Genomic DNA, 23,560 nt, shown 5'->3' on the forward strand with positions numbered 1-23,560 from the left:
ATGCCGCGGAGCCGGTTCTTCCGGAAGCTCACCGGTGATGGCCGGGTCGAAGCTGCTGGGCCCAAGTCTACTGGGTCCGCGGGCGGGTAGCCATACGGGGCCGGTGCCGCGGGCATGTCCGGGAGTGCTGCGGCGCTGTCCGGAGGTGCTGCGGCGCTGTCCCCCGCGGCGGGGTCGCTATAGGGTGATGTGGGATCTCGAGAGGAGACCGTGGTGACCATCGATGTCTGGCCGGAGACGGCCCCGACGCAGATTCTGCTTCTGACCCTCGCGTTCCTGATGTCGGCGGCCATCGGGATCGAGCGTGACCTCCGGCAGAAGTCCGCCGGGGCGCGCACCCACATCCTGGTCGGCATGGGCTCGGCGTTGTTCACCCTGGTCTCCGCCTACGGGTTCTCCCACCTGATCGGTGGAGACGTGGTCCTCGACCCGTCACGGATCGCGGCGCAGATCGTCAGCGGGATCGGCTTCATCGGCGCCGGGGTGATCTTCGTGCGGCAGAACGCGGTCTCCGGATTGACCACCGCCGCGTCGATCTGGGTGACGGCCGCGGTCGGCATGGCCTGTGGCGCCGGGATGCCGGTGATCGCCGGACTCACGGTGGTCTTCTATCTGCTCTCGGTGACCGTAGTGACGAACCTGGTCCGCCGACTCCCCCGACATGACCGGTCCGAGCGCTACATCGTGCGCTACGCGGACGGGCACGGGGTCCTGCGCGAGATCCTCGGGGCCGCCTCGCAATGGGGGTACGAGACTCGTCTGGTGCGCACCCGCCGGCTCGAGGTCGGCGACGGATTCGCGGTGGACGCCACGATGACCTTCACCCGCACCCAGCGTGTGGGCCGCGAGCATCTCTTCGAAGCACTCCAGGAGCTCGACGGCGTCCTGGAGATCCGCACCGTCACCGAAGAGAACGACTGAGCCAGCCGCCTCCCCGGGGTCAAAAAATCGTAGAGCTGCGGAAAAATCGTAGAGCTGCAGCCCTACGATCGGCTGCAGCTCTACGATCATCTCCACGATTCGTTCAGGCTGAGAAGGAAACTGTCCGTTCAGGTCCCATACCCATACTCAGCATGGCTTCCACCAATTGCCACCGGGCAGGAAGCACCTCGGTCCTGTGTAGCTTGTCGGTTCATCACGGTGGGTATAGCCAGCGGGTCGGTCGGACGGTCCAAGGTTCGGAGTTCCACCACCTCCCCCGGAAGATCCGTTGGTGGGGGAAGGCGCCGGAGCTGGGGCAGGGGCGGGTGCAGGGGCTGGCGCAGGCGCAGGCGCCGGAGCTGGGGCAGGTGCAGGTGCTGGGGCTGGGGCTGGCGCAGGTGCCGGGGCTGGCGCAGGTGCCGGCTGCGGAGCAGGGGCGGGTTGAGGTGCGGCCGTCTCTCTTTCGCGCTCGAGCTCTGCCTGGCGTTGCTCTGCCTCACGATCCGCTTCGGCTTGATCTGCGGCCGCCTCCTGCGCCTCTCGCACCGCGTCGACACGCTCAATCTCGGCTTGGTCTTCCGAGGCTCGTCGTTCGCCCTTCGTGATCGCCTGATCGAGGCTTCGCTCGTAGGCATTCAGGTAAGAGCCGTGGGCACGGTGATGCACCCCTGACTCCTCTGGGTCCAGGGAGAGCACGAGGTCTCGGGCTTCATCCGCCAGCACGACGGCGGCAACAGCGGCCGCGGCAGATTCCTCGAGCTCCTCGTACCCCTGAGGCCCGTCCGTGGGCAGGTCGTCCACCGCGTCGAGGGCGTCCTGGACCTGCCCCGGAACCGTGCAAGGCAGAGAGTCGTCGAATAGGCCCCGGCCGGCAGACTCGGCTTCCTTCTGCGCTTCCTCGACCGGCGGTAGGAATCGTTCATTCGGTTCGTAGTAAACAGCGATCCCAAAACCGGCCCGTGCGACAGCAGCGTTGATGAGATCGTCATCTTTGAACACGCCGGCAAGCAGTCGGTCGTACTGATCGGTGCGCTCCTCGTCGAACTCGAGGCGAACGGCGTCGCCGGGCGCGAGCAACTCTTCTAGGAACTGTGAAGCCTCCGGCCCCAAGCACTCCACTCCTCGATCAGGATGCTTCGTCTCTGGAGTGTCGATATTGAGAAGCCGAACGCTGTGAGTATCACCGGCATGTTCGACGCGGATGGTGTCGCCGTCAATGACATCGACCACCACTGCATCAACTGAACTGTCACTCGTAAGCGAGGAAGCGGGCGCGCAACCCCCGCTACCGAGTAACCCGATGAGAACCGCTGGCACGAGAAGGGGTCGCTTCAAACTGATTACTCCCACTATGAAGTCTTGGCAATACCTGTACACAGAATACAGGTGCTGCTTCAGGGGACACAGCGAAAATTGTCGTAGAGCTGCGGAAAAATCGTAGAGCTGCAGCCCTACGATCGGCTGCAGCTCTACGATTTTTTGACGCGTCGGGGAGGTCAGACCTGGGCGGGCTGTTCTTCCTCGGCGAGCTCCACCTGCGTGACCACCACGGCCTGGGTGCCGTCGGTCTGCGGGCGCAGCTCCAGCGCACGCGATCGGGTGGCGGCCTGGACGTCCGCGATGGCGGCGTCGATGTGGGCCAGCGTGCGCTCCGGCGCGGAGACCGTCGCGGTGACCACTTCCGTGCGCTGCTTCACCTTGGCCTCGGACTTGACCTTGCGCAGCCCGGAGAGCACCTGCGCCACGGAGTCCAGCATCCCGGCGGAGCCCTGCACGGACTCGAGCCCGGCGGTGGTGGGCCACTGGGTGGAGTGGACCGACCCCTGTCGCCACCAGCGCCAGACCTCGTCGGTGACGAAGGGCAGCACCGGGGCGAAGAGCCGCAGCAGCGAATCCAGCGTGGTGGCCAGGGCTGCGAGCACCGAGTTCTGTGCCTGCTCGCCGCGTGAGCCGTAGGCCCGGTCCTTGACCAGCTCCACGTAGTCGTCGGTGAAGGACCAGAAGAAGGACTCCACCAGCTGCAGCGCCCGAGCGTAGTCATAGTCGGCGAAGTGCTTGGTCGCCTGGTCCACCACGGTGCGCAGCTCGGCGATCAGGGCGCGGTCCAGCGCCTCGGTGAGGACCTGGGCGCCGGCGTCGTCGGTGATGATGTGACCCTCGGTCACCCCGAGGTTCAGCGCGAACTTCGAGGCGTTGAGCAGCTTGATCGCCAGGCGGCGCCCGATCTTCATCTGCGCGACCTCATAGGCGGTGTCCGCACCGAGCTTGGCCGAGGCCGCCCAGTAGCGCACCGCGTCGGAGCCGAACTGCTCCAACGGCTCGGTGGGCACGACCACGTTGCCCTTGGACTTGGACATCTTCTTCCGGTCCGGGTCCAGGATCCAGCCGGAGATTGCGGTGTTGGTCCACGGCACGGAGTCGTTGAGCGAGTTCGCGCGGACCGCGGAGGCGAAGAGCCAGGTCCGGATGATGTCGTGGCCCTGCGGACGCAGGTCGAACGGGAAGACCTTGTTGAAGAAGTCGTTGTCCTTCTCCCAGCGGCCCGCGATGTGCGGAGTGATCGCCGAGGTGGCCCAGGTGTCCAGGACGTCGGCCTCACCGACGAAGCCGCCGGCGGCGCCGCGCTGGGACTCCTCGTACCCTGCGGGGACCTGCGAGGCGGGATCCACCGGCAGCAGCGCCTCGTCGGGCAGCAGCGGGTTGTCGTAGTCGGGCTCGGCGTCGGCGTTGAGCGGGTACCAGACCGGGATCGGCACGCCGAAGAAGCGCTGCCGGGAGACCAGCCAGTCCCCGTTGAGTCCCTCCACCCAGTTCTCGTAGCGGGACCGCATGAAGGCGGGGTGCCAGGAGATCTCCCTGCCGCGGGCGACCATCTTGTCCCGGCGGACGGCGTCGCGGCCGCCGTTGCGGATGTACCACTGCCGGGAGGTCACGACCTCCAGCGGCTTGTCGCCCTTCTCGTAGAAGTGCACCGCGTGGGTGATCTTCTTGGGCTCGCCGTCGAGCAGGTCTGCGGCCTTGAGCAGCTCCACCACGGCCTCCTTGGCCGAGTGCACGGTCTTGCCGGCGAGCTGGTCGTAGTTGGTCCGTCCCTGCTCGGAGCTGATCCACTCCGGGGTCTCGCGGGAGAACCGGCCGTCGCGGCCGATCAGTGCGCGGGTGGGCAGCTGCAGCTCCCGCCACCAGGTCACGTCGGTCATGTCGCCGAAGGTGCAGATCATCGCGGCGCCGGAGCCCTTGTCCGGCTGCGCGAGACCGTGCGCCTTGACCTCGACCTCGACGTCGAAGAGCGGGGAGATCACGGTCTTGCCGAAGAGGTGCTGGTAGCGCTCGTCGTCGGGGTGCGCGACCAGGGCCACGCAGGAGGGCAGCAGCTCAGGCCGTGTGGTCTCGATGAAGACCTGCTCCCCGGTGTCCTTCACCGTGAAGGGGTACCGGTGGTACGCCCCGGGGTGGTCCTTGGCCTCGAGCTCGGCCTGGGCCACCGCGGTGCGGAAGGTGATGTCCCACAGCGTCGGCGCCTGCGCGGTGTAGGCGTTGCCCGCGTGGACGTCGCGCAGGAAGGCACGCTGGGAGGCCGCGCGGGAGTCGTCGTCGATGGTGCGGTAGGTCTGGCGCCAGTCCACCGAGAGGCCCAGCCGGGAGAAGAGATCCTCGAAGATCTTCTCATCCTCCACGGTGAGGGTCTCGCAGAGCTCGATGAAGTTCTGCCGGCTGATCGCGTCCCAGTCGCGCTGGTTCTTCGCGGGCTTCTCCGGCGGGGTGTAGTCCGGGTTGTAGGGCTGTGCCGGGTCACAGCGCACCCCGTAGTAGTTCTGCACCCGACGCTCGGTGGGCAGCCCATTGTCGTCCCAGCCCAACGGGTAGAACACGTTCTTGCCGGACATCCGCATGAAGCGTGCCATCACGTCGGTCTGGGTGTAGGAGAACATGTGCCCCACGTGCAGGGACCCGGAGGCCGTCGGCGGCGGGGTGTCGATGGAGTACACCTGGGCGCGCTCGGTGTCCTCGTTGAAGTGGTAGATCTCCTCCGCCTGCCAGGCGGCGTGGAGCTTCTCCTCGAGGCCCTCCAGCGCCGGGCGGTCCGGGACCACGGGGGTCCTGGTCTCGGCGGTGCCGTGGGAGGAGTCTGCGGAAAGGGTCTCGGTGGCGGGCGCGTCTGTGCCCGGAGTCTGATCAGCCATGCTGGCCATTCTCTCACGGTGGGAGTGTCACATACTGAACCCCCGGTTCTCCGCAGGCACCCTGCTCACTAGGCTGTCTCCATGATCCAGACTGATGTCTCCACTCGCAGCGCCCTGGTCACCGGCGCCTCCTCCGGGATCGGCGCGGCCACCGCGCACCGACTCACCACCGAGGGCTGGCGGGTCTTCGCCGTCGCCCGGCGTGCCGAGAAGCTCGAAAGCCTGGCTGAGCAGGAAGGGATCATCCCGATCATCTGCGACGTCACCGACCCTGAGCAGGTGGCCGCCGCGTTGGAAGAGGTCACCGCGGCCGGCGGGATCGACACGCTGATCAACAACGCCGGCGGCGCGCTGGGCATGGACTCGGTGGCCGAGGGGCGACCCGAGGACTGGCGCTGGATGTTCGACGTCAACGTGCTGGGCGCCTTGAACATGATCAAGGCCTTCGTCCCGATGCTGCGTGAGCATGGCGAGGGCACGATCCTCACCGTGACCTCCACCGCCGCGCTCGCCCCCTACGAGGGTGGGGCCGGCTACAACGCGGCGAAGTTCGGCGAGCACGCGCTCACTGGGGCGCTGCGTCTGGAGGAGGCCGAGCACAACATCCGCGTGATCGAGGTGCTGCCGGGGATGGTGGCGACCGAGGAGTTCACCGCCAAGCGGCTGCGCGGCGATGTGGCCGCCGCCGAGGCCGTCTACCGCGGGGTCAAGCGTCCGCTGGTGGCCGAAGACATCGCCGAGGTGATCGCCGCCGCGGTGAAGCTGCCGCACCATGTGAACCTCGACCAGGTCGTGGTCCGCCCGGTGGCCCAGGCCGCGCAGCACAAGGTGATCCGCGAGGAGTGATCCCGGCTCTGACCTGAGCGAACAGACGACGACGCCGGCGCGGGCCCTCAAGCCCGCGCCGGCGTCGTCGTGTGGTGCTGCTATGTCTTGCGAGTCCCGATCAGTCGAAGGCTGGGGACTCCGTGCGGGAGCGCTTGAGCTCGAAGAAGTACGGGAACTGGGCCAGGGCCACAGCGCCGTCGAAGACCTTGCCGGCATCCTCGCCGCGCGGGATCCGGGTCAGCACCGGGCCGAAGAACGCCGTGCCCTGGAAGGCGACGATCGGGGTGCCGACGTCCTGGCCGACCAGGGAGATGCCCTTGTCGTGGGAGGCGCGCATCTCGACGTCGTTCTCATCGGTCTTGGCCTCGGCGAGGAGGTCCTCCTCCAGGCCCACGGCGCGCAGCGCGTTGAGCGTGGCGGCCTCAAAGTCCTTGTTGCCGTTGTTGTGGATCTCGGTGCCGGCGGCGGTGTAGAACTCGCCGACCTTGGCCTCGCCGTGCTTCAGCGCGACGGCGGTGGCGGTGCGGGCGGGGATCCAGCGGGAGAGCTGCTCGGGGTCCTCGGCGGGTGAGGGGTTCTTGTCCTCGTTGAGCACGCCGAGGCTCATCACGTTCCAGTGCACCTCGATGTCACGGACCTTCTCCGCCTCCAGGATCCAGCGTGATGTCACCCAGGCGAAGGGGCACAGCGGGTCAAACCAGAAATCGACGCGTTCAGCCATGAGGAGCTCCTCTCGGCGCGGGGCGATCAGCCGCCGCGCACGGTTTTAGTGTTCGTTGGGTTCAGCTCCAGCGCGTATCGGGCTTCGCCCGGGTGCAGCTGGTGCTTCTTCTCGTCCCAACCGGGACGGCGCGGGATCCATTCCTGCTCAGAGCGGGGCGTCCTCCGGGATCGGGACCTCCAGGCCCAGCAGCGCGTTCTCGGTGACCTCCATCAGCGCCGGATGGATCCAGTACTGGCCGCGAGCCGTCGTATAGGCGTCCTGGCCGAAGCTCATCGCCTGGATGATCGGCTGGATCAGGTTCGACGCCTGATAGCCCATGACGTGGGCGCCGAGGATCTGACCGCTGCGACGGTCGGCGATCACCTTGAAGATGCCCTCGCCGTCCTCCATCGCCCAGCCGTAGGCGGTGTCGCCGTAGTTCTGGATCTTGGTGGTGAGGTGCTCGGCGCCGATGGCTTCCGCCGCCTGGGTCTCGGTGAGTCCGACCTGAGCCATCTCGGGGAAGGAGAAGATCGCCGCCGGGATGGCCTCCTGCCGGGAGGGGCGGATCCGGTCGGGGTGTTCCAGGTTGTGCGCCACCACCCGGGCCTCCTGGTTCGCCACGTGCTTGAGCATCGCCGGCGAGCTGATGTCCCCGAGCGCGTAGAGGCCCTCCACCGGTTCGCCCTGGATGAGCACCCGCTGGCAGGCGTCCACCGCGAGGCGACCGTCGGGGTGGACGTCCAGGCCGGCCTCGCGGGCGCCGATCAGGTCGGTGTTCGGGGTGCGGCCGATCGCCACCAGGACCGTGTCCACGTCGTGGCGCTCCACGCTGCCGTCGGAGGTGACCAGCTCGACCCGCAGTCCGCCGTCCTGCTCGCTGATGTTGGTCACGGCGCGCTCCAGATGCACCGTCCAGTTATTATGCGCCTCGGCGGTGAAGGCGGCTGAGATGTCGGCGTCCATGGCGGTCATCAGTCCGCGGCTGCGGTTGACCTGGATGACCTCGGTGCCGAAGGCGGAGAAGACCCCGGCGAACTCACAGGCGATGTATCCGCCGCCGATGATCAGCAGCTTCTCCGGCCGCGCCTCGATGCGCATGATGCTGTCCGAGGTGTGGACGCCGGGCAGGTGGATGCCGGGGACCTGCGGCAGCGCGGGGCGGGATCCGGCGGCGATGACCATCTGGTCGGCCTCGGCGTGGACGCCGGAGTCGGAGACGAAGGCGAAGGGGGGCTGGCTGAAGTCACCGGTCAGCGTCACCTTCTCGGACACGAGATCGACGAACTCCTGCTCCACCGCGCGGTAGTGCCGACCACCGGCCGAGATGGCGTCGATGCGCGAGAAGATCCGGTCCCGCATGGCGGGGAAGTCCACGTCGGTGGTCGCCTGGGTGACATTGAGCCGGGCCGCTTCCACGGGCCCGCGGGCCAGGGCGGCCGGGCGGACGAACATCTTGGTGGGGATGCATCCGACGTTGAGGCAGGTGCCGCCGAAGGCTTCCGTGCTGCCTGAGCCCTTGTCCGCCAGGACGACGCGCTTGTCGTCCCAGAAGGGGGTGATCAGGGAGTTTCCGGAGCCGGAGCCGATGATGGAGAGGTCGTAGTGGGCCATGCGGCAATCCTAGACTCCCCCGTCGGGTCGTTCTTCCCGGCGACGTCTCGACGTCTCTGCGGGAATCCCTGGACGCTCGTCTGGGTTGTCGTGGAGGAATCACCTGTCTGCGCGGGTCCGCTCGTCAGACTCACATCACCGACCCCACCTCAAGGAGCAGCCCATGATTCTCATCGTCGTGAAATTCCAGGTCAAGCCGGAGCTCGCCGATCAGTGGCCCGCCATCACGGCTGAGTTCACGCAGGCCACCCGCGCCGAGCCCGGCAACAAGTGGTTCGACTGGTCGCGCAGTGTGGAGGACCCCAACGAGTACGTGCTGATCGAGGCGTTCGACGACGACGCCGCAGGCCCGCACGTGGAGTCGGCGCACTTCCAGAAGGCGGTCAGCTCGGACGGGGCCATGGCGCAGGCGCTGGTCTCGACCCCGAAGATCATCTCTCGCCAGGTCGAGGGTGATGGCTGGGAAGAGATGGGTGAGATGAAGATCGGCTGAGCCGACTTTCACTGCGCGGAGCGCCGGGGCAAGGAACACTCCAGATCATCCCTATGATGGGTAGCGTGCAGATCTTGAGCGTTTCCAGTTTGAAAGGCGGGGTCGGTAAGACCTCGGTCACCATGGGCCTTGCCTCGGCCGCCCTCCACCAGGGGGTGCGGACCCTCGTCGTCGACCTCGACCCCCATGCGGACTCCACCACCGGTCTCGCCGTCACCCGCGGCACCGGCACCGAGGCCGGGCAGCTGCTGCGCGACGCCAAGCGCGCCGACATCAACGACCATTTGGTGCGCTCCGGCTGGGTGGACCTGCTCCCCAAGGAGCAGCGCGCCAAGGCGAAGCTCGACGTCGTCGTCGGCTCGGCGCTCTCCGCTGCGTTTGATCGTCCAGACATCCGGCCCCGCGATATGCGCCGGCTGAAGCTGCTCCTGGACCGGGTCACCGGCTACGACCTGGTGCTCATCGACTGCCCGCCGTCACTGGCCGGACTGACCCGCATCGGTTGGGCGGCCTCCGCCGGGGTGCTGCTGGTGGCAGAGCCGAGCCTGTTCTCCGTGGCCGGAACCGAGCGCACGATGCGCGCCATCCGGATGTTTTCCAATGAGTACGCCCCGCAGCTGAAGTCGGCCGGGGTCGTGGTCAACCGGGCACGCGCCGACTCCACCGAGCATGAATACCGGCTGCTCGAGATGGAGCGGCTCTACAAGGACAAGCTGATGCTTCCGGTGCTGGAGGAGAACCCCTTCTGGCAGCAGATCCAGGGCGCGGCATACCCGGTGCACCAATGGCCCGGCGATCAGGTCAGGGACCTGGCGAAGTCCTTCGACCAGCTGCTCAAGCAGCTCGTCTGAGGAAGCAGCTTCTGGGCGCAGAGCAAGGCAGCAGCACATAGCGGAAGGACCGCTCCTCCTCGAGGGGCGGTCCTTCCGCTATGTCACCGTGCCGGGACGAGGCCTCAGGAGGCCTGGGAGCGGCGGGCCCTGAGCTGAGCCAGCTCATCCCCGGCGGAGGAGTCGAGGACCTCGAGGCCGGGCACCGTCTCGGGCTCTGTGCGCTCGCGCGGCAGCTCGACCAGGCTGGCCTCAACCTCGCGCCAGACACGACCCACCGCGATGCCGAAGACGCCCTGTCCGCCCTGCACGAGGTCGATGACCTCGTCCGCGGAGGTGCATTCATAGACCGAGGCGCCGTCGGACATCAGGGTGATCTGTGCCAGATCGTCGACGCCGCGTTCACGCAGGTGCTCGATGGCGGTGCGGATCTGCTGCAGCGAGACGCCGGTGTCCAGCAGCCGCTTGACCACCTTGAGCACCAGGACGTCCCGGAAGGAATAGAGTCGGGCCGAGCCGGAGCCGGCGGCATTGCGCATGGAGGGCTGGACCAGCTTCGTGCGAGCCCAGTAGTCGAGCTGACGGTAGGTGATCCCTGCCGCCGCGCAGGCGACCGGACCGCGATATCCGAGCTCTTCGTCCAGCTCGGGCAGGCCGTCGCTGAACAGGGGCTGCTGGGCAGCTGCCTGCCCTGGCCGTACACGCTCGAAGTCCGCGTGCGATTCTGGACCCACCTGGTAGCCTCCTGAAGTGCTGGACTCCGCTGGGGAAGCGCATCCCTGCGCCGCGAGAGCGACGAGGAAGGTGCATGCGAAGGCCTTGTCCCTAGACGGTATTGCCGCAGCCGCGCCGGGTCAAAGACATTTGAAATTTACTCTACGGCGTGTCGTGGGATTGCACTAGTCGCGAGACCGCATCCTGGGCGGTTCACTCGAAATCCTCCGGCTCGGCATTGTCCAGCAATCGGCGAAACTCCTTGATCTCATCCTCGGAGATCGGACGCTGTCCGGTGGCCGCGGTGCGCGGGGTGATCCCGACCCGGGTGAGCATCTCGCGGTCCATCGTGACCAGGCACTGCACCCGCACGGCGACCGCGATCGCGTCAGAGGCTCTCGCGTCGAAGCTGCGACCGCTGCCCAAGGTGATGGTGCCGCGGTAGGTCGAGGAGTCCAGCATGCCGATCTCCACGGAGCGGACTCCGGAGCCCAGCCGGGTCATGACTTCGGCGAGCAGGTCGTGGGTCATCGGTCGGGGCGGGAACTTCTTCTCCATGGCCATCGCGACCGCGTTGGCCTCCGCAGGTCCGACCAGGACGGCCACGTGAAGGTTCTCCAGTCCAGGTTCGGCACCGCGGAGCACCACTACAGGCTGCTTCGAGGGAAGCTCGATCCGAACTCCCACGACATCCAGCGGCACCAGCTGGCTCTCCATGGATCAAGTCTAAGTCAGTTTTTGTCCAACTGCTCGACCGATGTGTCCATGATTGAGGCACGGAGTTCTTTGAGGCACTGCAACATCTCTTTGGAGGACTCTGCCACTCGCGCCCGGGCCGCGGTGTCCTTGCGGGCCGCGTGCGGAGCCATGGCCCGTGAGATCAGATCCAGCTCGTTGTCTGCCGAGCGTCGAATGTTGACCAGGTGTTTCGGTTCGAGCCCGTAGCGCGCGAGCACGCGGACCGCCTTGACGGCCTTCAGATCGTGGTGGCTGTAGTTGCCCTCGGCGTCCGCCTGGATGATGCGGAACTTCTCCAGGGTGTCGAGCATCCCCCGGGTGGCGCCGGAGTGGGCGCGCAGCTCCTTGCGCGACATCGGACGGATGCGCCCGGTGATCTGTGCGGCCATCTCATCGGTGACCTCGCGGGGACCCACAGGCGCGGCCTGCGGGAGCGCCTCCGGGGTCTCCCCCGAGTCGATGGCGTCCATCGTCTGCTTGATGACGTCCAGCGGCATGTAGCGGTCCCGCTGCAGCGCGAGAATGAATCGGAGGCGCTCGACGTCGGCCGCGCAGTACTTGCGGTAGCCCGACGCGGTGCGGGCCGGCTCGACCAGGTCGCGCTCCTCGAGGAAACGCAGCTTGGACGCGGTCAGGTCGGGGAACTCGTTCTGCAGCTCGCGCAGCACTTCGGAGATGGTGAACACGTGTGTGGCGGCACGCTCGGTCGAGGTCTCGGCCGGTTTCGGCCTTGGCTTCGGCGCTGGTGAAGCACTCACTGCGTGTCCTCTTTCAGGCTGGCGGGAGGGAACGAACTCACCCTCAGGATAGCGTTCCCGTCCGGTCCGCCCGGGGATCTCGTCTCACCGGTCAGTCGGATTCTCTTGACCCGGCATAGAAGGTGAGCCGGAACTTGCCGATCTGGACCTCGTCGCCGGGCTTCAGCGCGTACTCATCCACCCGGTCGTGGTTCACATACGTGCCGTTGAGGCTGCCGAGATCTCGGATCTGGAAGCCTCGGCCTTCGCGGGTCAGCTCGACGTGGCGCCGGGACACGGTCACGTCATCGAGGAAGATTCCCGCCTCTGGGTGCCGACCCACGGTGGTCAGGTCCTGATCCAGCAGGAAGCGGGCTCCCTGATTCGCGCCGCTGTGCGCGATGAGCAGAGCCGAGTTCCTCGGCAGCGCTGCAATGGCCTGCTTGTCATCCTCTGAGAGATGAGGCTCCCCGGGGTGCGCGTCAGCGGGCGGCAACGAAATGCTCGTCGTCTCCGCCGCACTCTGACCGTTGTCATGTTCTCGCGTGCTTTCCACGTCGCCTCCTCTCGCCGGCCTGTCTGCTGGCGGCTTTCAGCCTACTTGCTTTTTGTAATCCTCGGCAGAGAGCAGCGAGTCCACCGCCGAGGTCTCTGCGAGCTTGATCTCGAAGAGCCACCCCGCTCCGTAGGGCGCGGAGTTCACGGCTCCCGGATTCTCGTCGAGCTCCGTGTTGACCGCGACGATCTCGCCGCCCACCGGAGCGAAGATGTCAGAGACCGACTTGGTGGATTCGACCTCGCCGACCACATCACCGGAGGTGACGGTGGAGCCGACCTCGGGGTGCTCCACGTAGACGACCTCGCCGAGGGCGTCCTGGGCGAAATCGGTGATGCCTACGCGCACCACGAGAGCGTCGTCGGTGGTGCCGATCCATTCGTGCTCGGCACTGTACTTGAACTCTTCGGGGACGGTGCTCATGATTGCGCTCCACTCTTAGGCCTGGTGTTGACTGCACAGCGGCCAGCCACCTTGCGGCGGGCTGGCCTGCTGAGCGTCAGGTCTGTCTGCGAATAACTTAGCACCCCAGGCTGGCCTGGGGATATGACCGCTGCGGTCTGTCTGGGCGGTGGCTGCGGCGGTGACACCTGGATCGACCGCGGCTCAGCTCTGCCGGGAGACGAACCGTTCGGCGTCGCGCTTGCGGTCCTCCCGGGCTTCGCGGGTCAGCTCCGCGCCGGCTTCCGCGTCCCGGGTCAGGTTCTCGCCGGTGGCCGGGTCGAAGAGGTGCATCCTGCGGGTGTCGAGCCAGAGCTCGGCGGTGTCGCCGCTGCGGAACCGGGACGTCGCGTCGACCTCGACCACGAGCTGGGTGCGCAGCTCATCGGCATCCATCTCCTCGGCGAGGTTGCGCAGCGTGTCCTGCACCCGTTCGTCGGTCTCGTAGGAGACGTAGGCGTACTGCTCGTTGCCCATCCACTCGCTGTGGCTGATCTCGGCCGTGAAGGTGGTGCCTTTGGAGAGCTGCGCCTCGCTGAGCTGGGAGGCGTCGTCGAAGAACTCCGGACGGATGCCGGCAAGCACGATCTCGCGTCCCGCGCCGGCCTTCGCCGCGCGGTCCGGGATCTCGATCTTGCCCAGCGGGGTGGAGAAGACATTGCCCTCCACGGTGCCGGGAAGGAAGTTCATCGAGGGCGAGCCGATGAATCCCGCGACGAAGAGGTTGGCCGGCTGCTCATAGAGCTCGCGCGGGGACGCGATCTGCTGGAGCAGGCCCTTCTTCAGCACCGCCACCCGGTCCCCCAGCGTCATCGCCTCGGTCTGATCGTGCGTGACGTAGACGCTGGTGGTGTTGAGCTCACGCTGGAGCCTGGCGATCTCCGCGCGCATCTGGCCGCGCAGCTTGGCGTCGAGGTTCGAGAGCGGCTCGTCGAAGAGGAAGGCGTCGGCCTCGCGGACGATGGCCCGGCCCATGGCGACCCGCTGCCGCTGACCGCCGGAGAGGTTCGCCGGCTTCCGATCGAGGTGCTCGGTGAGCTCGAGCATGGTCGCGGCATGGCGGACCTTCTCGTCGATCTCCTCCTTGGTGAACTTGCCCTTGGTCAGTCGCATCGGGAAGGCGATGTTCTCGTAGACCGTCAGGTGCGGGTAGAGCGCGTAGCTCTGGAAGACCATGGCGAGGTTGCGCTCGCGCGGGGCCTTCTCGTTCACCCGCTCACCACCGATGAGCAGATCACCCTCGGTGATGTCCTCGAGCCCCACGATCATCCGCAGCAGCGTGGACTTGCCGCAGCCGGAGGGTCCGACCAGGATGATGAACTCGCCGTCTTCGATGTCGATGGAGATGTCATTGACGGCGGGGAAGCCGTCGTCGTATTTCTTGACGAGATTCTGAAGCGTGATGGATGACATTGCAGTGGAGTCCTTATCTACTCAGCCCTTGACGGCGCCCTGGGTCAGTCCGGAGACGATCTGGCGCTGGAACAGCAGCACCAGGACGACGACGGGGATGGTCACGATGATGGCGGCCGCGGAGATCGCGCCGGTGGGTTCCTCGAACTGTGAGGCGCCGGTGAAGAAGGCCAGTGCGGCCGGAACGGGTCTGGCGGCTTCGGTGGAGGTCAGCGATATCCCATAGACGAAGTCGTTCCAGGCGATGAAGAACGCGATGATCGCGGTGGTGAACACGCCGGGCATCGCCAGCGGGACGATCGCCCGGCGGAAGGCCTGCCACTGGGTGGCACCGTCCACCTGCGCCGCCTGCTCCAGGTCCCAGGGGATCTGGCGGAAGAACGCCGCGAGGGTCCAGATGGAGATCGGCAGGGTCAGTGACAGATACGGGATGATCAGACCGAGCCAGGTATCATAGAGCCCGATGTTGCGCCACAGGTTGAACAGCGGGGTCACCACCGAGATGACCGGGAAGATCGAGACCGCCAGCGCGGTGCCCAGGATGATCCTCTTGCCCGGGAAGTTCAGCCGGGCGATGGCGTAGGCACACAGCGTGGCCAGCACCACCGCGATGAACGTGGCGATCAGCGTGATGCCGATCGAGTTGCGGAAGGCGGTGAGGAACAGCTCCTGGGCGTCGCCGACCAGGATCATCTCGTAGTTCGCCCAGGTCCAGTTCGACGGCAGGAAGGCCGCATTGCCGAGGTCCGCCTGGGTCTTGAAGCTGGTCGCGAGGATCGCTGCCACGGGGAAGAGCGCATAGAGCAGGACGACGACGGTGAGCACCGTCCATCCCAGGCGCTGCTTCCCGGTGAGCTTGCCGTTGGAGGCCATCTCTACTTACCTCCCTTTGCATCGGTGCCGCTGGCGAGATCGACCTTGAAGAACTTGATCGCGATCAAACAGATCAGCAGCACGCAGATGAAGAGGATCACCGAGACCGCGGAGCCCAATCCGATCTCGAGCCGTCCGATGGAGGTCCGATAGGCCAGCAGCGAGAGCACCTCGGTGCCCGCGGCGCCATTGGTCATGATGAAGACGTTGTCGAATATTCGGAAGGCATCCAGTGCGCGGAAGAGCACCGCGACCATGATGGCGGCCTTCATATTGGGCAGGATCACCCGGGTCATCTGCTGACGCCAGCTGGCGCCGTCGACCTTGGCGGCTTCGACCAGCTCATCGGGGACCTGGGCGAGTCCGGCCAGAAGCAGCAGCGCGATGAACGGCGTGGTCTTCCAGATCTCCGAGGCCATGATCACCGTGATCGCGGTGCCGAAGTTGGCGAACCAGTCGAGGTCGCTGTCGATGCCGGGAACCCAGCCGAACCAGTTGTTCACGAAGCCGGAGTTGATGTCGAACATGTAGTACCAGGCGAAGGCGGAGACCACCGTGATGATGCCATAGGGCACCAGGATCGCGGTGCGCAGCGCCCCGCGGATCCGCAGCAGCGCCTTGTGCATGACCAGCGCCAGCCCGAAGCCGAGCACCAGCTCCACGGCCACGGTCACCACGGTGACCAGCACCGTGACACCGAGGGCGGACCAGAAGACCTCCGTGTCGGAGAGGATGGTCATGTAGTTCTGCAGGAATACGAAGGAGCGGTCATCCGGGGAGGTGAGCCGGAAGGAGAACAGCGAGTCGTAGATCGCCTGAGCGATGGGATAGGCGGTGACCGCCAGCATGATGAAGAACGCAGGTCCGGCGATCAGCCAGCCCAGTCGCGCCTCTGACTTGGCGCGGTTGGTCCGCTTCGTGCCGTTGCCGTTCCTACGAGCGCTGCTCTTGTTGTTTGACGCCTCGGCGGCTTCGCGCTTCTGCCGCCGCGAGGTCTCTGGTGCGGTTGTCACAGGAGACGCTCCCCTCTGAGCACTTCAACGATGAAGGCATCGGTCTGTGTAGGAGTCTGTTCGGCACTGACCCCTGAGATGGGGGTGAACTCCTGCTGGATCGCGGTAGAGATCTCGTTGTAGAAGGGGGTCTGCGGTCGCGGGGCGGCGTTGTCGAGCGCCTCGCGGATCGCGTCGGCCATCGGGTAGTCGTCTTCCAGGGCCGGATCATCGTAGGCGGCCTCCGAGGACGGCGGGTTGCCGTTGGTGATGAAGTACTCGGTCTGGTTCTCCGGAGCCACGATGCACTCGATCGCCTCGAAGGCGAGCTCCTGGTTCTCCGAGTCGGCACCCACTCCGAGGTTGATGCCGCCCAGCGGAGGCGCTGAGGCGGTGTCCGCATCGACCCGGGGGTACTGTGCCCAGCCGATGTCGTCGACGAGTCCCGCGTCGACCACGCCCTCTTCGGCGGAGGCGTTGGTGGCGGCCCAGACGAAGGGCCAATTCACCATGAAGGAGCCCTCATCCCCCTGGAAGAGCAGCATCGACTGGTTCTCGTCCATCGAGGCGACACCTGGACCGGCCAGTCCCTCGCTGCCGATCATCGAGATGACCTCGGCGGCGCGGCTTCCCACCTCCGAATCGAGGTTGGTCTGAAGCTCGGCGGCGGGCGCCTCGGGATTGGCCAGGATGGACTCGTCCTGCGACTCGACCAGCGCGTTGAGCCAGACGGTCATGGATTCTGCGCGGATCCCCTGGACGCCCAGCAGCTTCTCCTGCTCCAGGGCGGTGTCGATGACCTGCTCCCAGGTGATCGGCTCGTCCATGTCGAGGCCAGCCTCCTCGACCACGGATTCGCGATACCAGAGCAGCTGGGTGTTGGCCCAGAACGGGACGGTGACCAGTTCGTCATTCCACATCGCCCCGGCGAGGGCACCTTCGAGGGTGTCTTCGGTGGTGCGTTCAGCGACCTCGTCCGGGACCGGTGCGAGGAATCCCGGCTCTGCCAGTTCGGGGATGAACGGGGGGTCCAGCGACATGATGTCCAGCGATGCGTCGTTCGCCGCAAGGCGCCGGGCCAGCTGTTCACGTTGGGAGGGGGCATCAGCCGGGAGCAGCGAGGTCTGGATCGAATAGGCACCCTCGGACTCTTCGGTGCAGAGCTGCGCGAGCGCCGCCTGCCCGCCGTCGTCCGGGTTGATGTACCAGGTGAGGACGGGCGGGCCCTCACTGTCTGAACAGCCGCTCAGCAGGATGGCTGCCGCGAGTGCGGTGCCGGCTGCGCGAACCGTCCGTCCCCTCCGCGGGGAGCCTTGGGATTCACCCATGAATCTTCCACCTCTCGTCACCCGGCGCGAAGGCCCGATCACTTGATGTGGCCTAGGCCACTTGCGTGTGATCGAGCCTACACCTCAGCTTGCGCCCAGCAAATAGACAGGCTCTGAAAAGGGTGAAAGCGGCAGGTCAGGCGGACTTCTTGCGGAACTTCTTGGCTTCGGACAGGGTGACCAGCTCTGCCTCGGCGCCCTCGCGGACCACGGCCGCGGTGATGGTCACCGACGCGATGTCGTCCCGGGAGGGCAGCTCGAACATCACGGGACCCAGCACGTTCTCCAGGATCGAGCGCAGACCGCGTGCACCGGTGCCGCGCAGCTCGGCCTGCTCCACCACGGCGCCGAGCGCCTCGGGGGTGAACTCGAGGTCGATGCCGTCGATGGAGAAGATCTTCTGGTACTGCTTGACCAGCGCATTGCGGGGCTTGGTGAGGATGTCGGTGAGGGCGGCGGCGTCGAGCTGTTCGACGGTCGCGATCACCGGCAGCCGACCGATGAGTTCGGGGATCAGACCGAACTTGTGCAGGTCCTCGGGTTCGACGTCGCCGTAGCTGGCCTCGCTCTTGGTGATCGTCGACAGCGGTGCACCGAAGCCGATCCCCTTGCGGCCCGCGCGGGACTCGATGAGCTCCTCCAGTCCGGCGAAGGCGCCGGCGACGATGAACAGGATGTTCGAGGTGTCGATCTGGATGAACTCCTGCTGGGGGTGCTTGCGCCCGCCCTGCGGGGCCACCGATGCGACGGTCCCCTCGAGGATCTTCAGCAGCGCCTGCTGGACCCCTTCGCCGGAGACGTCGCGAGTGATGGAGGGGTTCTCTGACTTTCGCGAGATCTTGTCGATCTCGTCGATGTAGATGATGCCCTGCTCGGCCTTCTTGACGTCCCCGTCAGCGGCCTGGATCAGCTTCAGCAGGATGTTCTCCACGTCTTCCCCGACATAGCCGGCCTCGGTGAGGCTGGTCGCGTCGGCGACGATGAAGGGCACCTGGAGCTTGCGGGCCAGCGACTGTGCCAGGTACGTCTTTCCGGAGCCGGTGGGGCCGACCATCATGATGTTGGACTTGCCGATCTCGACGTCGTCCAGCGGGCCCTTCTCCAGGGAGGTGGTCTTCTTCGCCGAGCCCGTGGCCTGGATCCGCTTGTAGTGGTTGTGCACGGCCACGGAGAGGGTGCGCTTGGCCTTGTCCTGGCCGACGACGTACTCATCGAGGAACGCGTAGATCTCTCGCGGTTTGGGCAGCTCGAAGTCATCGGGCTCCTGGACCTCGTTGAGGTATTCCTCGATGATCTCGTTGCAGAGCTCGATGCACTCGTCGCAGATGTAGACGCCGGGCCCGGCGATCAGCTTGTACCGGACCTGCTTCTGGCTCTTGCCGCAGAACGAGCACTTGAGCAGATCTGCGCTCTCACCGATGCGTGCCATGGACGTTGGATCCCCTTAAGAACTGATGTGCTTACCGGCTATAGCGTACTTCAGGGCACTGACACGTTCGGGGACGTTCCGATGGAACGTCCCCGAACGGGTCGAGCTGCGGCTGAGAAAGCCTCAGAGCGGAAGCTTGCGGGAGGCGAGAACCTCGTCCACCAGGCCGTAGTCCTTCGCGCCGGCGGCGGAGAGGAACTTGTCCCGGTCGATGTCTTCGGCGATCTCATCCGGGGACTTCTTGGTGAGGTCTCCGAGCACGTCTTCCATCCAGGTGCGAATCCGGCGCACCTCATCGGCCTGGATCTGCAGATCCGTGGCGGTGCCGCGGGTGCCGCCCACGGCGGGCTGGTGGATCAGCACGCGCGCGTTCGGCAGTGCCAGGCGCTTGCCAGGCGTGCCGGCGGCCAGCAGCACGGCGGCGGCAGAGGCCGCCTGTCCGAGGCAGACCGTCTGGATGTGCGGGCGGACGAACTGCATCGTGTCGTAGATGGCGGTCATGGCCGTGAACGAGCCGCCGGGCGAGTTGATGTAGAGCGTGATGTCACGCTCGGAGTCCATCGACTCGAGGACCAGCAGCTGCGCCATGATGTCATCGGCGGAGGCGTCGTCGACCTGGCTGCCCAGGAAGACGATGCGATCTTCGAAGAGCTTCGCGTAGGGGTCCTGGCGCTTGAAGCCGTAGGGGGTCCGCTCCTCGAAGGAGGGGAGGATGTAGCGTGAGTCCGGCATCGAGGGGCCGCTGGGCTGTGCCGAGGGGCGGCCTGGTGCCGAAGGATCAAGTGGGTTCATGTCAGATGTGCTCCTGTGGTCCTGGTGCGAATCGTGGGCTGAGGCTGGCCTGCTCCCGTGAGGGCTCAGACTCCCCCGCCGCCGGAGACGGTGGAAGACCGCTGGGCGATCTTGTCGAAGAAGCCGTACTCGAGGCCGTCCTCAGCGGTGAACCACTTGTCACGGGCGTTGTCCCGCAAGATCGTCTCGAGGCTCTGGCCGGTCTGCTCCGCGGTGAGCTCAGCCATGACCTGCTTCATGTGCTGGATCAGCTGCGCCTGGATCCGGACGTCGGACTCGGTGCCCCCGATGCCGCCGGAAGGCTGGTGCATCAGGATACGGGCGTGCGGGGTCGCGAACCGCTTGCCCGGGGTGCCCGAGGAGAGCAGGAACTGCCCCATCGAGGCGGCGAGGCCGGTGGCGACGGTGACGATGTCGTTCGGGATGAACTTCATCGTGTCGTAGATCGCCATGCCCGCGGTGACGGAGCCACCTGGAGAGTTGATGTAGAGGTAGATGTCCTTCTCGGTGTCCTCGGCGGACAGAAGGAGCAGCTGGGAACAGATGGCGTTGGCGTTGTCGTCGCGGACCTCTGAACCGAGCCAGATGATCCGCTCTTTGAGCAGACGGTTGTAGATGTAGTCGTCGCGGGACGCGGGGTCCACGCTGGACATGCTCGGCAGGCTCTGGGTCATGGACTCATCCTCCACTGGTGGGTCAAGCTGGGGTCGGCACTGGCAGTGCCCTCGGCAAGAACAATACTGGTTCTCCCGCCCCGGGTGAGCCCCCGGCATGGGACTGTTCGCTGTTGGCACACGGTTTCAACTGGGAGAGAACACCTGGATGCAGAGAAGGGCCCCACCTGTGCGGTGAGGCCCTCCTGCTGTCGCGAGCTGGATCAGCTCTGCTTGGTGTCCTCGGAAGCCTCAGCCTCGGTGTTCTCGGTCTCTGGGGTCTCAGCCTCTGGGGCCTCGACCTCATCCTCGTCCCCGGCAGGGGTCACGAAGTCGGTCAGGTCCACGAGGTTGCCCTCGGTGTCCTTGACGACGGCGAGCTCGAGCACCTTGGCAAGCGCCTTGCGACGGCGAACCTCGCCCATGATCATCGGGACCTGGCCGGCCTGATCGAGCATCTGCGCGAACTGGTTCGGCTCCATGCCGTACTGCGAGGCGGTCGAGACGATGTACTCGATGACCTCGCTCTGCTCCACGCCGATCTCTTCCTTCTGCGCGATCTCGTCGAGGACGAGCTCGTTGCGGAAGGCCTCAGCGGTCTGCTTGGAGAGCTCCTCGCGGTGCTCCTCGGTGTCGTGATCGTCGCCGGGCTGGTGGCCCTGGGAGGAGAAGTGCTGCTCGACCTGCTCGGCGACCACGGACTCGGGCACCGGCACCTCGATGAGCTCCATGAGCTTCTCCAGGACCTTGTCGCGTGCTTCCACGCCCTGCTCCACGACGAGGTTCTCCTCGGCCTTGGACTTCAGGTCTGCGCGAAGCTCCTCGATGGTGTCGAACTCCGAGGCGAGCTGAGCGAACTCGTCGTCGGCCTCGGGAAGCTCGCGCTCCTTGACGGCCTGCAGGGTGACCTTGACCGATGCGGTCTCACCTGAGTGGTCGCCGCCGGCCAGAGTGGTCTCGAACGTGGCGTCCTCGCCGGCGGAGAGACCCTCGAGGGCCTCATCGATGCCCTGGAGCATGGTGCCTGCGCCCACCTGGTAGGAGAGGCCGGAGGCGGTGTCGACCTCTTCCTCACCGACGGTGGCGATGAGGTCGATGGTGACGAAGTCGTCGTTCGCGGCGGGGCGCTCGACGTCCTTGAGCGTGCCGAAGCGGCCGCGGAGCTCGTCGAGCTGCTCCTGGACTGCTGCGTCGTCTGCGGAGCGTGACTCGACCTCGACCTCGAGGCCGGAGTAGTCGGGCAGCTCGATGACTGGCTTGATGTCCAGCTCGCCGGTGAACTTCAGCACGCCTTCGTTGGTCTTGACGTCGGGGATCTCCTCGATCTCCACCTCAGGACGCGACAGCGGGGCGAGGTCGGCCTCGGCCAGACCCTGCTGGTAGAAGTCGTTGAGGCCATCGTTGATGGCCTGCTGGATGACGTACTCGCGACCGACGCGCTGGTCGATGATCGGAGCCGGCACCTTGCCCTTGCGGAAGCCTGGAACCTGGACCTGCTCGGCGATGCTCTTGTACGCCGCCTTGATCTTTGGTTCCAGCTCCTCGGAAGTCACCTCGACGGTGAGCTTGACGCGGGTCGGGTTCAGATTCTCTACGGTGCTCTTGACCACGTGTGGGGCTCCTGATCGATGACTGGTGAATCGTCTGCTGTCGGGGTGACAGGATTTGAACCTGCGGCCTCACGCTCCCAAAGCGCGCGCTCTACCAAGCTGAGCTACACCCCGATTGACCGCCCATCCTGATCGTGCGGTCTGACCGTGTGCACGGCGGACCTCCGTGAGGACTTCAGGCGGACCGGTCCACAGTACCGTGTCCTCCCCCAAGGCGGCGAATCCTGAGCCTTGCGCCCAGGTGAGCTGCTCAAGGAGCCGTTGGGAGCGGCAGATCCGGTGACACCGGGAGTGAGACGACGGTCACCCATTCTCAATTGGCGCACCCGCCGACCTGGTGCTAGAGTTCTATGTCGTTGCCCTGCTGAGATGCAGAGCAGCGATCATCGGTACAGCGCTTGTGAATAAGGGCCTCTAGCTCAATTGGTAGAGCATCAGACTCTTAATCTGCAGGTTTCGGGTTCAAGTCCCGAGGGGCCCACTATCAACGGGCAGGCGCTGTCTGAGGATCAGGCCGCCGGATCACGATTCAATCGTGGACCGGCGGCCTTTTTCATGTCCGGATCCGGTCCGCCTCTGGCTGCCAGATCACAAGATGCTGCCTGCGGACTGCTCAGGCGGCGTTCATCCGCTCGACGATGTCCATGAAGTAGTCGATGAAGTCATAGAAGTCGTTCACGTCGCGGCGCTGATGCAGCTCGACCTCCGGGAACTCGTCGAAGCGCACCTGCTCGTGCAGATCCAGCTTCATCCGGCGCCCGGTGGAGAGGGTCAGCTCGACGAAGTTGTCCTCAGATGCCATTCCGGCGAGGTTCGTGAGGTTCACCAGGGTGGGAATTGCCGCCGCAGCGGGGCCTGGTTCCTCACCCTGGCGCAGCGCGTGCACCCTGTCCAGCGCGTCATCGAGGTCGACCGGGCAGAGCACGATCTCGACCGGCTCGCGGCGGTAGCCGACCAGAAGGAGGGATCCACCCCAGGCCCGGGCGGCTCCGCTCCTCGCGGGGTCGCCCAGCCGGTCCACCGTGCAGAGGATGTTGTAGGAGCCGAAGTTCATCACGGAGGCGTCGAAGCTTGCACGCAGGGCGTCCACCAGGTGCTGTTCCGGCTCGCTGCGCTCGGTGACGATGACCATGGGTGCCTCGACTCTCGCGGGGGCTGGGTCGACCTATTCTACGGATAGGCTTGTTCCGGCGCATCAGCCACACCGTTGAAAGGACTTCAATGAGCATTCGACTTGAGACCGGCGACGTCGCTCCCACCTTCACGCTGCCGGCCGCCGGCGGCGACTCGGTGAGCCTGGACGAGCTGCGGGGCAAGAAGGTCATTCTGTACTTCTATCCCAAGGCCTCCACTCCCGGATGCACGACCCAGGCCTGCGACTTCCGGGACTCCCTGGACTCCCTCGCCGCGTCCGGCTACACGGTGCTGGGGATCTCCCCGGACCCGGTGTCGGCTCTGGACTCCTTCACCGAGGAGCAGTCCCTGAGCTTCCCGCTGCTCTCCGATGAGGACCATGCCGTGGCCGAGTCCTACGGCGCCTGGGGCGAGAAGAAGAACTACGGCCGCGTCGTGGAGGGACTCATCCGTTCCACCATCGTGCTCGACGAGGACGGCAAGGTCTCCCTCGCGCAGTACAACGTGAAGGCCACCGGCCACGTGGCGCGCCTGCGCGAGAAGCTCGCCGCCTGAACCACCCCGTAGATCCCCAGCC

General features: G+C 66.0%; 23 protein-coding genes and 2 tRNA genes. 6 read left to right on the plus strand and 19 right to left on the minus strand.

Going from position 1 to position 23,560, the window contains the following annotated elements; translation table 11 throughout:
- Positions 1–213: 213 nt before the first annotated feature.
- Positions 214–921: an MgtC/SapB family protein gene (locus BCL67_RS01045; protein WP_258174657.1), complete on the plus strand. Its 708-nt coding sequence runs from the start codon at positions 214–216 to the stop codon at positions 919–921.
- Positions 922–1,068: 147 nt separating this feature from the next.
- On the opposite strand, the gene BCL67_RS15325 is transcribed toward BCL67_RS01045, so the two are convergent.
- Complete coding sequence (locus BCL67_RS15325) at positions 1,069–2,154, minus strand: thermonuclease family protein (RefSeq protein WP_181255836.1); 1,086 nt, start codon at positions 2,152–2,154, stop codon at positions 1,069–1,071.
- A 263-nt stretch (positions 2,155–2,417) separates the two neighbouring features.
- Positions 2,418–5,105, minus strand: coding sequence for a valine--tRNA ligase (gene valS / locus BCL67_RS01055; protein ID WP_106121718.1), 2,688 nt, complete (start codon positions 5,103–5,105; stop codon positions 2,418–2,420).
- Positions 5,106–5,186: 81 nt separating this feature from the next.
- On the opposite strand from valS, the gene BCL67_RS01060 reads away from it, so the two are divergent.
- Positions 5,187–5,951 carry an SDR family oxidoreductase gene (locus tag BCL67_RS01060; protein WP_106121618.1) on the plus strand — a complete coding sequence of 255 codons (765 nt, stop codon included), beginning with the start codon at positions 5,187–5,189 and terminating at the stop codon, positions 5,949–5,951.
- A gap of 100 nt (positions 5,952–6,051) precedes the next feature.
- On the opposite strand, the gene BCL67_RS01065 is transcribed toward BCL67_RS01060, so the two are convergent.
- Positions 6,052–6,654: a mycothiol-dependent nitroreductase Rv2466c family protein gene (locus BCL67_RS01065; protein WP_106121619.1), complete on the minus strand. Its 603-nt coding sequence runs from the start codon at positions 6,652–6,654 to the stop codon at positions 6,052–6,054.
- Positions 6,655–6,801: 147 nt separating this feature from the next.
- Positions 6,802–8,250 (minus strand): mycothione reductase, encoded by a 1,449-nt coding sequence (locus BCL67_RS01070; protein ID WP_106121620.1) that lies wholly within the window; start codon positions 8,248–8,250, stop codon positions 6,802–6,804.
- A gap of 163 nt (positions 8,251–8,413) precedes the next feature.
- Here BCL67_RS01070 and BCL67_RS01075 point away from each other — a divergent pair, with 163 nt between their 5' ends.
- Both BCL67_RS01075 and BCL67_RS01080 read left to right on the plus strand, forming a co-directional pair.
- Entirely contained in the window at positions 8,414–8,743 is a 330-nt protein-coding gene (locus BCL67_RS01075) for a putative quinol monooxygenase (protein ID WP_106121621.1), read from the plus strand.
- A 65-nt stretch (positions 8,744–8,808) separates the two neighbouring features.
- Positions 8,809–9,594, plus strand: a complete 786-nt coding sequence (locus tag BCL67_RS01080) for a ParA family protein (RefSeq protein WP_106121719.1) — start codon at positions 8,809–8,811, stop codon at positions 9,592–9,594.
- A 104-nt stretch (positions 9,595–9,698) separates the two neighbouring features.
- Here the strand turns inward: BCL67_RS01080 and BCL67_RS01085 are convergent, their stop codons facing one another.
- The 14 genes from BCL67_RS01085 to BCL67_RS01150 form a co-directional block, all read right to left on the minus strand.
- Positions 9,699–10,307, minus strand: a complete 609-nt coding sequence (locus tag BCL67_RS01085) for a MerR family transcriptional regulator (protein WP_106121622.1) — start codon at positions 10,305–10,307, stop codon at positions 9,699–9,701.
- Between the two features lie 193 nt (positions 10,308–10,500).
- Positions 10,501–11,004 carry a bifunctional nuclease family protein gene (locus BCL67_RS01090; RefSeq protein ID WP_106121623.1) on the minus strand — a complete coding sequence of 168 codons (504 nt, stop codon included), beginning with the start codon at positions 11,002–11,004 and terminating at the stop codon, positions 10,501–10,503.
- Positions 11,005–11,018: 14 nt separating this feature from the next.
- Positions 11,019–11,783 carry a transcriptional regulator FtsR gene (gene ftsR, locus BCL67_RS01095; protein ID WP_106121624.1) on the minus strand — a complete coding sequence of 255 codons (765 nt, stop codon included), beginning with the start codon at positions 11,781–11,783 and terminating at the stop codon, positions 11,019–11,021.
- 91 nt (positions 11,784–11,874) lie between these two features.
- Positions 11,875–12,318, minus strand: a complete 444-nt coding sequence (locus BCL67_RS01100) for an FHA domain-containing protein (RefSeq protein ID WP_106121625.1) — start codon at positions 12,316–12,318, stop codon at positions 11,875–11,877.
- A gap of 36 nt (positions 12,319–12,354) precedes the next feature.
- Positions 12,355–12,741 carry a glycine cleavage system protein GcvH gene (gene gcvH, locus BCL67_RS01105; RefSeq protein WP_106121626.1) on the minus strand — a complete coding sequence of 129 codons (387 nt, stop codon included), beginning with the start codon at positions 12,739–12,741 and terminating at the stop codon, positions 12,355–12,357.
- 183 nt (positions 12,742–12,924) lie between these two features.
- Positions 12,925–14,172, minus strand: a complete 1,248-nt coding sequence (locus BCL67_RS01110; protein WP_106121627.1) for an ABC transporter ATP-binding protein — start codon at positions 14,170–14,172, stop codon at positions 12,925–12,927.
- A gap of 21 nt (positions 14,173–14,193) precedes the next feature.
- The gene (locus BCL67_RS01115; protein ID WP_106121628.1) at positions 14,194–15,045 is read right to left on the minus strand and encodes a carbohydrate ABC transporter permease; all 852 of its coding nucleotides are present in this window, start codon (positions 15,043–15,045) and stop codon (positions 14,194–14,196) included.
- 2 nt (positions 15,046–15,047) lie between these two features.
- Positions 15,048–16,058, minus strand: a complete 1,011-nt coding sequence (locus BCL67_RS01120; protein WP_106121629.1) for a carbohydrate ABC transporter permease — start codon at positions 16,056–16,058, stop codon at positions 15,048–15,050.
- Positions 16,055–17,365 (minus strand): extracellular solute-binding protein, encoded by a 1,311-nt coding sequence (locus BCL67_RS01125; RefSeq protein WP_106121630.1) that lies wholly within the window; start codon positions 17,363–17,365, stop codon positions 16,055–16,057. The genes BCL67_RS01120 and BCL67_RS01125 overlap by 4 nt, the downstream gene beginning before the upstream one ends.
- Positions 17,366–17,501: 136 nt before the next feature.
- On the minus strand, positions 17,502–18,794 hold the full coding sequence (clpX, locus tag BCL67_RS01130; RefSeq protein ID WP_106121631.1) for an ATP-dependent Clp protease ATP-binding subunit ClpX: 1,293 nt from the start codon (positions 18,792–18,794) through the stop codon (positions 17,502–17,504).
- A gap of 123 nt (positions 18,795–18,917) precedes the next feature.
- Positions 18,918–19,586 (minus strand): ATP-dependent Clp protease proteolytic subunit, encoded by a 669-nt coding sequence (locus tag BCL67_RS01135; RefSeq protein WP_106121632.1) that lies wholly within the window; start codon positions 19,584–19,586, stop codon positions 18,918–18,920.
- A 65-nt stretch (positions 19,587–19,651) separates the two neighbouring features.
- Positions 19,652–20,260 (minus strand): ATP-dependent Clp protease proteolytic subunit, encoded by a 609-nt coding sequence (locus BCL67_RS01140; protein WP_036476421.1) that lies wholly within the window; start codon positions 20,258–20,260, stop codon positions 19,652–19,654.
- A 203-nt stretch (positions 20,261–20,463) separates the two neighbouring features.
- Entirely contained in the window at positions 20,464–21,849 is a 1,386-nt protein-coding gene (gene tig / locus BCL67_RS01145; RefSeq protein WP_106121633.1) for a trigger factor, read from the minus strand.
- Positions 21,850–21,889: 40 nt separating this feature from the next.
- Positions 21,890–21,963: transfer RNA gene (locus tag BCL67_RS01150), tRNA-Pro, on the minus strand.
- Positions 21,964–22,257: 294 nt separating this feature from the next.
- Between BCL67_RS01150 and BCL67_RS01155 the strand changes: the two genes are divergently transcribed.
- Positions 22,258–22,330, plus strand: a tRNA-Lys gene (locus BCL67_RS01155).
- A gap of 132 nt (positions 22,331–22,462) precedes the next feature.
- Here the strand turns inward: BCL67_RS01155 and BCL67_RS01160 are convergent.
- Positions 22,463–22,981: a hypothetical protein gene (locus BCL67_RS01160; protein ID WP_106121634.1), complete on the minus strand. Its 519-nt coding sequence runs from the start codon at positions 22,979–22,981 to the stop codon at positions 22,463–22,465.
- Positions 22,982–23,070: 89 nt separating this feature from the next.
- Between BCL67_RS01160 and bcp the strand changes: the two genes are divergently transcribed.
- Entirely contained in the window at positions 23,071–23,538 is a 468-nt protein-coding gene (bcp, locus tag BCL67_RS01165; RefSeq protein ID WP_106121635.1) for a thioredoxin-dependent thiol peroxidase, read from the plus strand.
- Positions 23,539–23,560: the final 22 nt, after the last annotated feature.

Origin of the sequence: Nesterenkonia sandarakina (genome assembly GCF_003003175.1) — a bacterium.
Taxonomy (GTDB): domain Bacteria; phylum Actinomycetota; class Actinomycetes; order Actinomycetales; family Micrococcaceae; genus Nesterenkonia; species Nesterenkonia sandarakina_A.